Source organism: Bacillus sp. UMB0728 (genome assembly GCF_002858875.1).
In the GTDB taxonomy this organism is placed as follows: domain Bacteria; phylum Bacillota; class Bacilli; order Bacillales; family Cytobacillaceae; genus Bacillus_AB; species Bacillus_AB infantis.
Genome location: NZ_PKLA01000001.1, coordinates 405,744 through 420,965, shown reverse-complemented (window position 1 = coordinate 420,965; position 15,222 = coordinate 405,744). Strand labels below are relative to the sequence as shown.

Sequence of the window (15,222 nt, the reverse complement as noted above, 5' to 3'; positions counted from 1 at the left end):
TATAGTAAAATAGCAAAACAGGTCTTTTTGCCCGCTTTTATTTTTCTTCACAGCAAAAAGCCCCTGTCTATTCAACAGGGGCTTATCATTATTCAGCCGTTATCTCAGCTGCTTCTTGCCACATCTTTTTCGCTTTTCCGCTGTCAGATTCGTCAAGAATGAACGATCCGTTTGAATAGCGGTCATTGAAGCGCAGGTCAGACGCTTTCACTTGCTCGATAATGCCTTTTTCTGATTCGATAAAAATCTTGTCATGATTTTTTGCCAGCACCATACCGACCACTCTGTGCGGGTTGGCTTTAAGTTCCCGCAGCATAACCAGTCCGCGTTTGGCTCTGGAAGTCCTTTCAAACTCAGCGAGCTTCATCTTTTTGATCGCCCCGCGCTGAGTTGCAATGACAACAGCTTCCTCTTTGACATTGCTGACAAGCTTTCCGCTTATCACATAATCGCCGTCCTTTAGATTGATGCCCTTCACACCGGCGGCACGCGCTCCAACAACGCTGACTTCTTCTTCCGGGAACCACAGGGCATACCCCATAGAAGTTGCAAGCAATAGATCCTGCTTGCCATCAGTCAGGAAAACATCTGTTACGATATCGTCATTTTTAAGATTAACAGCCACAAGCGGCTTTGAATATCGCTGTGCTTTGTAATTTTTCAGCTCCGATTTCTTCACCATGCCATTCTTTGTGACAAACATTAAATAGGCATCATTCTCAAAATCTTTAACCGGAATTGCGCCTATGATAGACTCAGTCCGGTCAATCGGCACTAGATTAGCGACATGCTGCCCGAGATCTTTCCAGCGAATATCCGGAAGTTCATGGACAGGAAGATACATATAGCTTCCTTTGTCCGTAAAGACAAGCAGGACATCTGTTGTGTTCATATCAAGTTTTGACATAAGCCTGTCAGAATCCTTCATGCCGAAATCCTGTCCGTTTGATGCCGCATAGGAACGCTGGCTTGTCCTTTTGACATAGCCTTCGTTTGTAACAGTAACGATAACATCTTCACTGGCAATCAGCACTTCAAGATTGATTTTAATCTCTTCGATTTCGGCTTCGATAACAGAACGGCGCGCGTCCGCAAATCTCTTCTTCACATCTTTAAGATCCTTTTTAATCACGCTCAGAAGTTTTTTCTCGCTCTGAAGGATGCTAAGCAGCTCTGCTACCTTTTGGGCAAGCTCTTCCGCTTCCGCCCTCAGCGCCGTAATATCTGTATTGGTCAACCGGTACAGCTGGAGGGATACAATCGCTTCTGCCTGAGGCTCTGTGAAACCGAACTGGCTGATCAGATTATCCTTTGCATCACGTTTATCCTTTGAAGCACGGATAGCGGCGATGACTTCATCAAGTATAGATAGTGCCTTCATAAGGCCTTCTACGATATGCTGGCGGTCCTGCGCCTTTTTCAGCTCATACTGGGACCTTCGGGTGACAACTTCCTTCTGATGTCCGATATAGGCATCAAGCATTTCACGCAGCCCGAGCAGCTTTGGATGGCGGTTTGAAATTGCGACCATATTGAAGTTGTATGGAATTTGAAGATCTGTGTTTTTATAAAGATAGTTTAAGACACCTTCAGCGTCTGCATCCTTCTTCAGCTCAATGACGATCCTCAGGCCTGTCCGGTCCGTTTCATCCCTGACTTCGCTGATGCCTTCAACTTTCCTGTCCATCTTAAGCTCGTCAATCTTCTTGACCAGATTCGCTTTGTTTACTTCAAACGGAATTTCTGTGATGACGATCTGCTGCCTGCCGCCGCGGATGTCTTCAACCTCAGATTTGCCGCGGATGATGATCTTGCCTTTCCCGGTCTCATAGGCCTTTTTGATCCCTTCAGCCCCCTGGATGGTTCCGCCGGTCGGGAAATCCGGCCCTTTGATAACCTCCATAAGCTCATCTACCGTACAATCCGGCTTGTCCATGCGCAGGATGACGCCGTCTATGATCTCCCCAAGATGATGCGGGGGGATTTCAGTAGCGTAACCTGCTGAAATTCCTGTCGATCCATTGACCAGCAGGTTCGGGAACATGGCTGGAAGTACAGTCGGTTCACTGGAAGTATCATCAAAGTTCGGGATGAAATCGACTGTATGCTTTTCAATATCCCGCAGAAGCTCTGATGAAATTGCCGACAGCCTTGCTTCTGTATAACGCATGGCTGCTGGAGGGTCTCCGTCAATGCTTCCGTTATTTCCGTGCATTTCAACAAGGAAATTTCTTACCTTCCAGTCCTGGCTCATCCGCACCATTGCATCGTATACGGAAGAATCTCCGTGCGGATGATAATTGCCGATAACATTCCCTACCGTCTTGGCAGATTTCCTGAAGCCCTTTTCATTTGTATTGCCTTCTACATGCATCGCATACAGGATGCGCCGCTGTACAGGCTTCAGCCCATCCCTGACATCAGGGAGGGCCCTGTCCTGGATAATATATTTGCTGTAACGCCCAAATCGGTCGCCGAGGACATCCTCCAGTGGAAGGTCCCTGAATTTTTCAGAAGAACTCATAGTTCAGACGCCTCCTCTGCAACCGAGATGTTTTCGTTTTCAAGGATGCTCCCATCTTCTTCAAGGCCGAAGGCAACATTTGTTTCAATCCACTTTCTTCTTGGTTCAACCTTATCACCCATCAAGGTCGTAACCCTTCTTTCCGCTCTTGCAGCGTCATCGATCCTGACCCTGATCAGCGTCCTTGATTCCGGATCCATGGTTGTTTCCCACAGCTGGTCAGCATTCATTTCACCAAGACCCTTGTAGCGCTGGATCATATAGCCTTTGCCGATTTTTTTCATGGCACCCTGCAGCTCATCATCGCTCCAGGCGTACTCGATCTTCTCTTTTTTTCCGATCCCTTTGCTCACTTTGTACAGAGGAGGCAGGGCAATGAAAACCTTGCCGGCTTCAATGAGAGGCTTCATATACCGATAGAAGAACGTAAGCAGCAGCACCTGGATATGGGCGCCATCCGTATCGGCATCAGTCATGATCACAACCTTCTCGTAGTTGACATCTTCCACATTGAAATCCGCTCCTACCCCGGCACCTATGGCATGGATGATCGTGTTGATTTCCTCATTCTTAAAAATGTCCTGAAGCTTTGCCTTTTCTGTATTGATGACTTTACCCCTCAGCGGAAGGACTGCCTGGAAGCGCCTGTCACGGCCTTGCTTTGCCGAGCCGCCGGCAGAGTCTCCCTCTACAAGGTACAGTTCATTCTTCTGCGGATTGCGTGACTGTGCAGGCGTCAGCTTTCCGGAAAGGACCGCTTCAGAACGCTTCCTTTTCTTGCCGCCCCGCGCTTCTTCTCTTGCCTTACGCGCCGCTTCTCTTGCCTGGTAGGCTTTAATGGCTTTTTTTATGAGCAGAGAGCTTATATTGGGATTTTCTTCAAGGAAATACGACAGATGCTCACTCACGACTGCATCAACGGCTGAACGTGCCTCACTGGTGCCCAGCTTCCCTTTTGTCTGTCCCTCAAACTGCAGGAGCTCTTCCGGCACCCTTACGGAAATAATCGCAGAAAAGCCTTCCCTGATATCAGAGCCGTCCAGATTTTTATCTTTTTCCTTCAGCAGTCCGACTTTGCGTGCGTATTCATTGAAGACCCTTGTCATGGCTGTTTTGCTTCCGGCTTCGTGTGTTCCGCCGTCCTTTGTACGGACATTGTTGACGAAGGAGAGGACATTCTCGGAATATCCGTCATTAAATTGGAAGGCAAAGTCAACTTCTATCTGGTTATGCTCTCCTTCGAAGCTGACAACAGGATGCAGAACGTCTTTTTCCTCATTCAGATACGCAACAAAAGCTTCGATGCCTGTTTCAAAATGGAACAGGTCACGGGCATCGTGCCTTTCATCAATCAGTTCGATTTTCATGCCTTTCATCAGAAACGCGGACTCCCGAAGGCGTTCGCAAAGCGTCTCGTAGTTATAGACAGTCGTTGAAAAAATCGCCGGATCCGGCTTAAAATGAATCACTGTTCCCGACTGGTTCGTTTTTCCGACCTTTTCAAGCGTAGTGGCAGGCTTGCCTCCATTCTCGAACCGCTGCTCATAAACGAACCCGTTTCTCCGGATTTTGACTACGAGCCACTCTGATAGCGCGTTCACGACTGAGGCGCCTACTCCATGGAGTCCGCCGCTCGTCTTATATCCTCCCTGGCCGAACTTGCCTCCTGCATGGAGCACAGTCAGAATGATTTCAGGTGTCGGTTTGCCGAGCTTATGCATTCCTGTTGGCATGCCCCGGCCTTTATCCTGCACGCTGATGGAGTTATCTTTATGTATTTTGACGATAATATGGTCTCCATAGCCTGCAAGTGCTTCATCCACTGAGTTATCTACTATTTCATATACGAGATGGTGCAAACCTCTCGCATCGGTGCTTCCAATGTACATACCAGGGCGTTTTCTAACTGCTTCCAGCCCTTCAAGTACTTGTATGGCATCATCATTATAATCAAATGCCTGCTGATTTGTTGCCACAAACATACCCCTTTCATTGCTGCACACAACCGTCTTGCCTTTGTATCTATGTTGTCGAACATCACTATAAGTATTCGCCTTTTCACATGATAATCCTTGTCCCCGGCACAGAAATACCGGTATAGGAACAAGTGTTCTATGTTTAAGTTTACCATATTTTTAAAAGACGTCTATGCTTAATTGTATCTATTTATTTGGTTTTGGCAAATGAGTTCTGAAAATTTTAGATTAAGAATTGATGTCAAGGGTGCTGTCAGAGAGCAGCCGAATCCTATTTAAGCCTTCTTTCCCGGCAAATGAAAGCACACTAATAGCAGATGTATTAGTGTGCTTTAGGTTCCATTTCTCGTCATTTTGTCATTGCATGCTCTACTTTGATACAGCGATCCATAATGACTGTATAGCCTTTTTCCTTCAAAAAGTCATAGGCTTCCTGATTAGCAACACCCAGCTGGGCCCAAAAAACATCCGCATCTATTTCATCAAATTCCCTTGCAAGATCAGGCAGATATTCAGAACGCCTGAAGATATTTACAATATCTATATGTCCCTCTATTTCCTTCAGTGACCCGACAGCCTTTTCACCAAGGATCTCTTCCTCGCCGGGGTTTACCGGGATGATGGTATAACCTGCATCCTGCATGGCTTTTGATACCATATAAGAGGTCCTGTCCGGATTCCCGCTCAGGCCGACAACAGCAACCTTTTTCGCTTTTTTCAGTATTTTGCCGATTTCTTCCCGGCTCGGATTTTCAATTGACATGATTTAACCACTCCTTATTATTTCATATTCTTTTTATATACGCCAGTATTCCTATAACCTGAAGGGATGAGTCTGAAACCTTTCAGTGGCTTTACGGCATGATTCTGCAGGATATGCATCCGGCTTTATTTCATCATGGATTTACTGCTTTTTATAAGTCTGGTGTTAAACAAGAGTTTCACCTAAATGAACTCAATCAGCATGGGACACTAACAAAGCCGTTTATAAAACAGAAGGGTGTTTGTTTCTTTAAAATCCATTTTCCTGTAGAGTGAAATTGCATTTTCATTTGCGCTGTCAACGCATAATTTTATCCTCTCAATCCCGCTTTCCCTCAGCTTCTTGGCCGCCATAAGAATAAGCCTGGCTCCCGTGCCTTTTCTTCTCTCAATAGGGGAAACACCCATAAACTCAATGCTCGCAGCCTTCTCTTCTGAGTCCAGTTCTGCATAGAGATAGCCTGACAATTCGTTACTCTTTGTTATGGCAAAAATAAGATGTTCATCATCGAGTTTTTCGAGCATCTCGCTGCCGGAATAATAGGTAACTGGAAACAGTGAATCATGAAGATGGGTAAAATCGGCAAAGAACTCCTTTGTTAAAAGAGATGGCGGTTCCCCGCCAACTGTATTTTCAAGGATAAGCTCCATGAACATCTGAGATGAAGAAAGCTTGAAGCCCTTCTTCTCAGCAAGCGATTTGCATCGTTCATTTTTCCGGCCGATAAAGAGATGCCATTGGTTCAGCCTGTTCCCAAAATATTCTTCCGCTGAGGACAGCAGATATGCAGCAGAGTCATCCCAGCTGGTGGGATCTGCAAATGGCCCCCACAATTCTCCGACTCCTCTTTCCAAATCGGCATCCACTCCGAGGAAACCGGTGATTTTTGAGGAGTCCTCTCTATGAATAAAAGAGGCGGAATCTTCATCTTTAGAAAGGTCTGCCAGATCTTCAGCAATATCAGGCGCCTCTGTACCCAAATAGCCAACAAATGAATCCGGCTGCCTGTTTTTTGCCGCCGCGTAATCAGCAAGCTCAAGTATATCCTCTTCCGTTAGCATAGTTTTCAGCATAGAATCAATTCCTTATGTAAATTTACTATAATTTTATCATTATTCAAAAAATAAAGTCCATGATATGAAGAAAAAAATGGCAGGTGCTGAAGAAGCACCCGCCATCAGGGCTATCAGCGGCTTTCCCCAGACTGACGGCCATAAACCCTTTTTGTAATCTGATCGGCTGTTATCGCTATAACAGAACCGAATATTAGTCCATTATTTAAAAATGACGTAATCAGCGGGGATACCCCTTCAAATGCCTCAGGCGGCACGAACATAGCGCCTACACCTGCAAGGAGGGAAATGCCCGCCACCAGGCGTATCCGGCCAGTTTCTTTTTCTTTGTCAAGCTCTCCGAATGCAATGCCTGCCATATTGGCAAACACCACAAAAGTGACAGAATATCCTACAGGAGCCGGCAGTGATGCAAAGAAAGACATCAGTGCCGGGAAGAAGCTTGCTGCCGTGATGATTGCCGCCCCAATTATGAATGGGATGAGCTTAGTGATCTTTGTCGTAGCAATGAACCCGGCTGAGCCTGAAATCGGCACGGGTCCTATTGCAGAGAAAACACCGCCAAGAAGCTGGTTGACTCCTGACACAAAGCCGGAAGCCTTGAACCGCGGAGAAGGTGTTTTTTCGCCTTCTTTCTTCAGCACCTCGTCTGCTACCCGGATGCTTGCGATCATATTTGTCAGCAAAAGCAGTGTCACAAAGACGGCAGTCACGGTCATTCCTGCATCAAATTTCGGCGGCCCGAAGGCAAACAGTTCCGGCATGGAGATCACACTGTCTCCCGATATAGACACTTCCTTTGACAGTCCGAAAAGAAAAAACAGCAGCCAGCCGCCAGCAAGGCTGATCAGAATGGAATATTGGCTGACCGCCCTGATCCTGTGTTTGGACAAGTAAAACGCAGCAATGACAAGAGCCAGACAGAAAAAGAATACAGGCATGTCGACGCCATCCTTGCGATAGCCGATTCCGAGCATACCATTAAAAAAGGAACCGCTGAGCTGAAGGATCAGCAGCAGCAGATAGACTCCCGATACAACCGGTGTAAACAGCAGGGCAAGCCGGTCGATGAGCTTAAAAATGCTTAGGAGGATGAAGACAGCGCCTGAGACAAGCATCGCTCCCTCTAATGCCTGAAGAGTTTCACCTGCTGAAGAAAACAATGAGGTGCTGAGCCCTGCGTAAATGGCAAACACACCCCACCAAAGACCAGCAGGCCCTTCGTTTATGGGCAGCCTGTGCCCGAAGAAACCCTGAAGGAGGCTTGATATCCCCAGTACAAAAATGGTGCGCTGGACGAGGCCCGCTGCCTCGGCCGGATTCAATCCGAATAGATCGGCAATGGCGATGGGTGCGACAATCGTCCCGGCAACCATGAATGCCATCCACTGCAGCGCTGAAAAACCAACTTTCATGTAAAAGACTCCAATCGTAATGAAATTAAAAAAGAAAATGGCCCTTTTTCGGCCATTTCCTATTATAAAGTATAGAATGCTGTTTTTGGAGACTTCTTACTTTTTGGCAGCCTGGCCCTTACCAGGTGAAAGGGCCACCCATGCTGACTGATCCGCAAAATATCTGGACCAGCTGCCGACACCGGCCAGTCCATGACGATCCGCTATCTCTGCTCTTTTCCTCAAAGACATTTCATCCTCCAGCCAGATTTTATAAGTTGCCTTATCTTTCTCAGAATAATATTCTGCATAGTTTTGCCCGGATGCCTCATCATAAGCCGGCACGGCTCCTGTTTCATTGAGCCACTCTTTCACTTCCTTCATGGACAGCGCCTTTGAGGAAATGCCGCCTTCATCCTTTTCCTCCCATAGCCTGGCATACAGGGGAACGCCCAGTATAAGCTTTTCTTTCGGCACCACTTCAAGCAGTGACTGAAGATTGCTTTCCACCCAAGGAAGGCTTGCAACACTTCCGGCAACAGGCGAAGTAGCCCAGTGTTCATCGTATGCCATTACTGCTAAATAATCGACCATTCCGGCAAGCTTATCCCTTTCATAAAACGCCGACCAATTCCCGCTTGAAATGAATGTAATATCCATTGAAACCGTCAGTCCTGCCTGATGAAAATACGGTGTCGCTTCCCGTACAAACTGAGTCACAAGCGGCCCATCCTCCTGATTCACATTCTCAATGTCGAGATTGATGCCATCCAGCTTATAAATTTGGCTGTAATGCAGGAGGGAGCGGATAATCTTTTGCCTTGTTTCAAAATCTTTAAATGTCTGATGCGTCAATTCCGGGTCGAATGCATTGGAAAACAAGCCCCATACCTGATAACCCCTTCCATGCGCCCATTTTACATAATCCGCCGAACCAAGGTTTTTTACTGAGCCATCCGCACCTGCAAGCTCAAACCATGTAGGGGAGACGACATTAACGCCCGGCATCGATGGGATTGCAGCATGATCCGGATTTTTCGAATAAACAGCTTCCCATGTCAGATGGATCGGGCCATCGATCTTCTTTAATTCAGGCTTGTATCCCTCTACTTTGGCAGACACTTCTATTTGATCTCCTTTAATGACATACTCTTTTTTTATATATCCAGCAGTTCCGTCACTCTTTCTTGCAAAATAGTATTCTCCTTTTTCCTCTTCGATATACAGTTCCTCATTCTCTTCGGCATCAGCCGTATAAGGTGACTGGAGATCAGGATCCGTCCTTAACCGCAGCCTTTCCTTGCTGATGTCCTGATCACGGATGATTGCCTTCTGCACCGTCTCGCCGTCCTTTTGAATCCATATTGCACCTGTGCCTTCAAGCACTGTATAAGCGAGTGGATAATAACGCCTGATTTCATCGAGCGAAATAAAGAGGACGCCTGACTGATTCCTTGCGGCAGGAAGCTGCAGTTCGACAGGCCTGCTGTTCACATAATATGACAAAGCATCCGTCGGCATTTGCACGACTTTGTTTTTGGTAGTCAGAATAATAGATTGAGAACTCTCATCAAACACGATGGAATCATCCAGCTTTTCCTGGAGCAAAGACAGCGGCAGATAGATATTTCCGTTATCAGTCCAGGCATTTCCTTCCTGTCTTCCTTCAAAGATGATCGGGTTCTCCCCTGAGAAATACTCTTCTTTAACGGGTGATGCAAAGGGGTAAAGCCAAAACAGGATGCCGGAAATAACAGCCAGCAGCACGAGAACAACTCCTGCAGCAAGGCCCCTTTTCTTTGCCGGCTTTTGATTAAATTGTATATTGGCCATAAAATGAATTCCTCCCGGATACTATCGTAACGAATCTATGCAGCAAAGGGAAGGACGAATCTCCTAAAATATCCTGCCTGTTTTTTCTTGCAGCACTCTCTAATATTAACGATTGGGAAACGTAAAAAGTTTCAAAGCATTCCACTTAAAGGCAACCGCAAAAAACCTTCCAGGCAAAGGAGTGCCGGAAGGTTTTTTTTGCTGGCAAATATATTAATAAGTGGTAAAACCAAGCATCCTTTGAAGACTGTAGACGATATATCTAAACACCGGAAGCTCTTCCTGGGTACCATAGTCAAGCGTATAGATGCCATCTTTATTCTGCCATAGTCTTTGAAAATAGGCATCAGCATCCTTTATGACCTCTGTGTCATTGGAGGCTGCTATCTTAACATCCGTTTCGAGATTCAAATCATCCAGATTCCTTTTTGTAAAATTGGCTGAACCGCCGATCAAAACGCTATCAGCTTCCTTTTGAATGAACATCAGCTTCGGATGGTACTGCTCCTCATCTGTATTGTACCAGCGGATGGAAATGTTTTCTTTACCGAGCTTTTCAAGTTCAGAAGCAACCGGAATATTCGGGAGACCTGTCTTTTCCGAGCCAAAGGCATTCTGGTTCGGGTCGAATATGAGATTGATCTGCACTCCGCGGTCTGCCGCTTCCTCCAGGCCGCCGATGACATCCCGCTCGGCAAGATAGAACATGCCAAGCCATATGATATCTCCTTTCCGGCTTTCATCTATTTCTTGAAGTATATGTTTGAGAATCTTTCCTTCTGTCAAAACCTGCAGGCTGATAGGTCCGCCTTCCTTTGCATTTTGCTGGTACTTTGGCAGCTGAATATCATAGCCGGAATAATCAATGACAGCCTGTTCTGTTTTGAGCAAATCCGCTATGAGACTGCCGCTTCCTTCAAAAGCGATGTTGGAATGATAGCCGCTTGCATCATGGGGGTTCCCTGAAGAAACGATGGCTGTTTTCTCAGACACGAAGACCTTGCGGTGATTGGCCTTGATGTTAAGCAGATCAAGATAGGACCGTGCTGTGACATCAGGTGCAGTATTAGCAAGCGGATTGGGCAGCCAGCCTTTGCCATCCTGGCCGAACCACTGCAGAAACATCCGCCAGAAACCAGAATAGAGCGGGTTTGAATCACGCAGCGGCTCTAATTTCGTCATGACCACCTCAATGCCGCTTTTCTTCAGGTCCTCAAGTTCAGGTGCTTCATGGGAGCCATATGTAGTATTGATTTTATCTGTAATGACAATAATGGGCATCTCGGGATTCTGCTTCTTCTTCCTGATCAGCTTGTCAGTTATATTCTGGCTGAGCGGAGGGAACTTCTCCTCCTTGTCGTAATAGCCGCTATATAGGAACATATCCATAACGATAAAGTCCTCTGCTTCTTCGATCGCCTCCTGCATCCTTTCAAAAATTTCCTGATCATGCTGCCTTTTTCCTTTTTTGTCTTCGTATGATAAATCCGTCAGCAGCTGCAAATCCTCAGCCTGATGGACTTTCCCTTCATAAGACAATCCCTCAGGCAGCTTTTTATTTGTATGGTAAATGACTGTAACGCTGTATATGATCAAAAACAGCAGCACAGCCGGAACCCATACTTTTTTCTTTTTTAACGGCCCCATATTTGTTCCTCCCATTTTTTCCTGCCAAGCGGATGAATGCCTATATAATAACCCTTTTTTCAAAAATAGAAACCATGTGGCCAATCAGAACAAAAGCGCAAGCGCCTTGATCACTTTAAGGAACGCAGACTAAGAACGCCACGTCCTGTGGCAACGTCTGCAATTTTAAATTCCTATACAGAAAAAAAGAGCAAAGCATAGATTGCTTTGCTCCTGATTATTTTGAGATTAGCCTACCAGTTTCACCAGCAGATGGGAAAGAGCATGCTGCTCTTCTTCGTTGCCGGACTTCCAAAGCTCCTGAAGCAGCTTTTCCTCCCTGTTGCGAGGCTCTTCCTTCTTTGCCAGATAGTCGCCTACCTTCTGCGCAGCATTTGCCAGCTGCTCTTCATTCAATCCCATTTTCTTGCCGAGTGAGACCTTGCCTCCTAAATAATCCTTGAAGCCTTCAAAGCTTGATAGAATTTCGTCTTTCTTCTCAGATCCCATGTTCTCCAGTTTGTTTTCTACTTTGCTGTTTGTTTCAGCTGAACCATTTGTATGTTCCATTGATAATCTCTCCTTTAAAGTAAAGTGATTGTTGCTTCTGTTCTATAGATACCCGATTTGGCCCAGGCGAAACACTGAAAAGCATATTGAAAGATTCTTGAAATATATTTACAACAAAGCGTATATTTATTGATAGAATGGGCCGGCCGGCATCAGCTTCCGGCTCAGCCTGAAAAAACATAGGGGGTTCTTATATGGAGCATCTGATTTTCAAGCATATGGAGACGGTGAAGGATATTACAGAAAAATCGCTTAAGCGCATACCAGAGGAAGCAGCAGATTTTGTTCCAGAAGGCTTCAATAACAGCATCCGCTGGAATTTCGGACATATTGTCTACATACAGGAAAAAATAGCATTCTTGCTGCTGAAGGAAAAATCAGGACTGCCGGCATCTTATGAAGAGCTTTTCAGTGCTGGCACCAGTCCGCAAACATGGAATCAGGAGCCGCCGAGCCTGAGGGAAATTGCCGGCATCATGGCTGACCAAAAGGAAAGGATCCTCCAATTTATGCCTGGCCGCCTGGAAGAAACGCTGCCAGAACCTTTCACCAATAAAGCCGGCACAACCTTCCATACAGCAGGGGAAGCCTTTCTCTTCAGTTTTTACCATGAAGCTCTCCATATGGAAGCAATTAAAAAGATCTACCAGATCTATAAGAAAGGAAAAATCTGAGGACTGTGCTTTTATAAGAAAAGCCCGCCAGGCTGGGAAGCCGGCGGGCTGCTGCTTTTTATTTTTCTTTGTTTTCCATATTGTATTTCTTCATAAAACGGTCGACACGGCCGCCTTTATCGGCGAATTTCTGTTTGCCGGTATAAAAGGGATGTGTGTCAGAGCTTACTTCGACCTTTAACAGCGGATAAGTGTTGCCGTCTTCCCATTCTATCGTTTCGTTCGTCTTTTTCGTAGAACCGCTTAAAAATTTATAGCCGCTGTTTACGTCCATAAATACTACCTGCCTGTAATCCGGATGAATATCCTGTCTCATTGCAGTCACCTCTTTTATAAGATATTCTTATTGTAATCGAAACGATTCCGATTATCAATAATAATGCTCAACTCTTATCTATAAATCATTTTCCCTTGTAAAGCATCAATAAACATGGATTAGTACCTGGTGCTAAGTTGTCCTCACATGGTACAATATAAAGACCTGGCTAATCCTCTTTGAATTGATACCAGAACAGACAATCAGATTCCTGTCAAATAACGTGGGGAATCGCGGATTTTGAATAAAGGAGAGAAATTATGACAGCAGGCATTATCATTGTACTGGCTTATTTGCTCGGATCCATTCCTTCCGGGCTCTGGATCGGAAAGGCATTTTACGGGACAGACATCCGCCAGCATGGCAGCGGCAATCTGGGCGGAACTAATACATTCAGGACGCTTGGCGTTAAGGCAGGCATCATCGTTACAAGTGCAGACATATTAAAAGGGACCCTTGCAGCCCTCCTTCCCTATTTCCTGGGATCGGATTTCAATTGGCTCGTGGCAGGCATATTCGCTGTAATTGGCCATATGTATCCTATTTTTGCCGGCTTCCGGGGAGGAAAGGCAGTTGCAACATCCGGAGGAGTACTGCTGGCATGTGCACCGCTAATGTTTGCAGTGATCGTGGTAATTTTCTTCCTCAGTTTATACATAACCAAATATGTATCCCTTTCATCTATGCTGGCAGCCGTTTCGGCTGTGATCTATTCCCTTTTTGTAGGTGAATGGGATCCGCTGCTGACTATAGTTGTATCCATCCTTGCCTTCTTTGTTATTTACAGGCACAGGACCAATATTAAACGCATAAAAGATAAAACAGAGCCAAAAATCTCCTGGCTTTAGAACAAAAAATAAACGGCTGGAAAGCCGTTTATTTTTTTCCTCCCGGCTACTTCAGTAAATGCTATTCTTGCAAATAACACCCTAAAAAATCTGTTCTGCAAAAGAAAAATATTGTGCGTTATTGTAGTGTACATACCAGTTTTGTATAATAGTATAAAAGTCATGATTACCCACTTTTTCGACTTAAAACTTTCTTTTTTATCAAATTCCGCACATAATACGGAAAAAGATTCATATATTACGGTGTGGCCCCTGACTCCGGGCGGCTTAAAAAAGATAAAATACGCACACATTACTCGTTTTAAGGAGGGTATATTGTGATACCCGTAAACTCTTTATCTCAAGAATCGTTTCCTTTTCCTTATTTTATTTTAACCCATGATTTATTCATCATCTCGGCCTCAGGTAACCATCAGCATCATTGCCAAAAGCATATTTCGGAACTTCTTGCCGAGGGCCAGAATGCGCAGGAGCTACAGGCTTTCCTTTTTGGAAGGAATGCAGAATATCTTGATTTTCATTTTAAAGAAGGCTGGTTCCGCATTTACCGGGCTGATGGACCCGAAAACGAAACGATCCATATATTCTGCTTTCCGATTGAACCATTGGCAGCGGAAATTGAACAAGTGCTGGCGCAATTCGAGGAAAAAGCAGCCGTTTTTTCCAAAGCCCTGCAGAAAAAAAAGGAAAAGCTTGTACAGACTGCAGAACAGGTGCAGGAAATGGCAGTCGCCTATGAATTCCAGGCGAATCTAGGAAAGCTGGCTGCCGGCATCGCTCACGAAATCCGCAATCCGCTTACTACAGTCAAGGGCTTCCTCCAGCTGCTTAAGCCGCAGCTCAGGGAGATCGGGAAAGAGGAATATGCCAGTATCGCTTTAGGGGAAATCAGCCGTGCTAATGAAATTATCGGCAGTTTCCTGAATGCCAATAAACCTTCCGAGAATAAAATAAAAAAAGTGCATATCAATCAGATTGTCAGAGAAATTGTCATGCTTTACGAAAGCGAAGCTGTTTTAAGGGGAAGCCTGCTTATATTCGAACCTTCCCCCGATGATCCCACATTGGCGGCTGTTCCAGGCGAGCTGAAGCAGGTGCTTTCCAATCTGTTCAAAAATGCAATGGAAGCAATGACAATTGAGAGCACGGCCGGCTCTGTCCAGGCAAAGGTCGAATGCTTCAGCCAGCATGCTGTCATTACGATTCAGGATAATGGATGCGGCATGTCGGAAGAAACACTGCAAAGGATTTATGAGCCGTTTTATACGACAAAAGAAACCGGCACAGGCATCGGCATGTCGGTCTGCAAGAAAATTGTCGAGGAACTGGGCGGAAGCATTGAAATATCAAGCAGGCCGGGAGAAGGGACATTGGTGAAGCTTATTCTTCCTGCAGATACTGCAGATACGGATAAAGAGGTGAAGCCTGAAGCTGATTTGGAGAGTCGCAAATAAACCCAGCCGCAAATCAAACCGTGAGAATTGCCGGCGCAATGGAGTATCAAGATTAAGACTAGATAAAGCAGATGCTTCCTGGAGAGAGCAGTTCAGTTATGGTGGAGAAAAAAATATCAAAGCTGCAGGGTAGATTATACAATAGACAGCAAGGAAATAGCTCAGAGCATA

12 protein-coding genes are annotated in these 15,222 nt (G+C 45.6%); 3 read left to right on the top strand and 9 right to left on the bottom strand.

The features are described from left to right. Positions 1 to 88: 88 nt before the first annotated feature. The 8 genes from parC to CYJ37_RS02030 all read right to left on the bottom strand — a co-directional run bounded on the left by parC (position 89) and on the right by CYJ37_RS02030 (position 11,759). Positions 89 to 2,524 (bottom strand): DNA topoisomerase IV subunit A, encoded by a 2,436-nt coding sequence (gene parC / locus CYJ37_RS02065; protein WP_101547718.1) that lies wholly within the window; start codon positions 2,522 to 2,524, stop codon positions 89 to 91. Then, positions 2,521 to 4,500, bottom strand: coding sequence for a DNA topoisomerase IV subunit B (parE, locus tag CYJ37_RS02060; RefSeq protein WP_101547717.1), 1,980 nt, complete (start codon positions 4,498 to 4,500; stop codon positions 2,521 to 2,523). Before parE ends, parC begins: the two co-directional genes overlap by 4 nt. Positions 4,501 to 4,849: 349 nt before the next feature. After that, complete coding sequence (locus tag CYJ37_RS02055) at positions 4,850 to 5,263, bottom strand: CoA-binding protein (RefSeq protein WP_101547716.1); 414 nt, start codon at positions 5,261 to 5,263, stop codon at positions 4,850 to 4,852. Between the two features lie 209 nt (positions 5,264 to 5,472). Next, positions 5,473 to 6,336, bottom strand: coding sequence for a GNAT family N-acetyltransferase (locus CYJ37_RS02050; protein WP_101547715.1), 864 nt, complete (start codon positions 6,334 to 6,336; stop codon positions 5,473 to 5,475). A gap of 113 nt (positions 6,337 to 6,449) precedes the next feature. After that, a complete protein-coding gene (locus tag CYJ37_RS02045; protein WP_101547714.1) occupies positions 6,450 to 7,751 on the bottom strand; it encodes a purine/pyrimidine permease in 1,302 nt (433 codons plus the stop codon). Positions 7,752 to 7,847: 96 nt separating this feature from the next. Beyond that, positions 7,848 to 9,563: a glycosyl hydrolase family 18 protein gene (locus CYJ37_RS02040; RefSeq protein ID WP_101547713.1), complete on the bottom strand. Its 1,716-nt coding sequence runs from the start codon at positions 9,561 to 9,563 to the stop codon at positions 7,848 to 7,850. A gap of 213 nt (positions 9,564 to 9,776) precedes the next feature. Beyond that, complete coding sequence (locus tag CYJ37_RS02035) at positions 9,777 to 11,210, bottom strand: phospholipase D family protein (RefSeq protein WP_257964155.1); 1,434 nt, start codon at positions 11,208 to 11,210, stop codon at positions 9,777 to 9,779. Between the two features lie 228 nt (positions 11,211 to 11,438). Continuing rightward, complete coding sequence (locus CYJ37_RS02030; RefSeq protein WP_009790936.1) at positions 11,439 to 11,759, bottom strand: DUF3243 domain-containing protein; 321 nt, start codon at positions 11,757 to 11,759, stop codon at positions 11,439 to 11,441. A gap of 194 nt (positions 11,760 to 11,953) precedes the next feature. Between CYJ37_RS02030 and CYJ37_RS02025 the strand changes: the two genes are divergently transcribed. Next, positions 11,954 to 12,433: a DinB family protein gene (locus CYJ37_RS02025; RefSeq protein ID WP_101547711.1), complete on the top strand. Its 480-nt coding sequence runs from the start codon at positions 11,954 to 11,956 to the stop codon at positions 12,431 to 12,433. A gap of 58 nt (positions 12,434 to 12,491) precedes the next feature. Here CYJ37_RS02025 and CYJ37_RS02020 read toward each other — a convergent pair whose 3' ends face one another. Beyond that, on the bottom strand, positions 12,492 to 12,749 hold the full coding sequence (locus tag CYJ37_RS02020) for a type B 50S ribosomal protein L31 (protein WP_101547710.1): 258 nt from the start codon (positions 12,747 to 12,749) through the stop codon (positions 12,492 to 12,494). 260 nt (positions 12,750 to 13,009) lie between these two features. Between CYJ37_RS02020 and plsY the strand changes: the two genes are divergently transcribed. Both plsY and CYJ37_RS02010 read left to right on the top strand, forming a co-directional pair. Continuing rightward, the gene (gene plsY, locus CYJ37_RS02015) at positions 13,010 to 13,597 is read left to right on the top strand and encodes a glycerol-3-phosphate 1-O-acyltransferase PlsY (protein ID WP_101547709.1); all 588 of its coding nucleotides are present in this window, start codon (positions 13,010 to 13,012) and stop codon (positions 13,595 to 13,597) included. Between the two features lie 317 nt (positions 13,598 to 13,914). Beyond that, the gene (locus CYJ37_RS02010) at positions 13,915 to 15,051 is read left to right on the top strand and encodes a two-component system sensor histidine kinase NtrB (RefSeq protein WP_101547708.1); all 1,137 of its coding nucleotides are present in this window, start codon (positions 13,915 to 13,917) and stop codon (positions 15,049 to 15,051) included. The last annotated feature ends 171 nt before the right edge of the window (positions 15,052 to 15,222 follow it).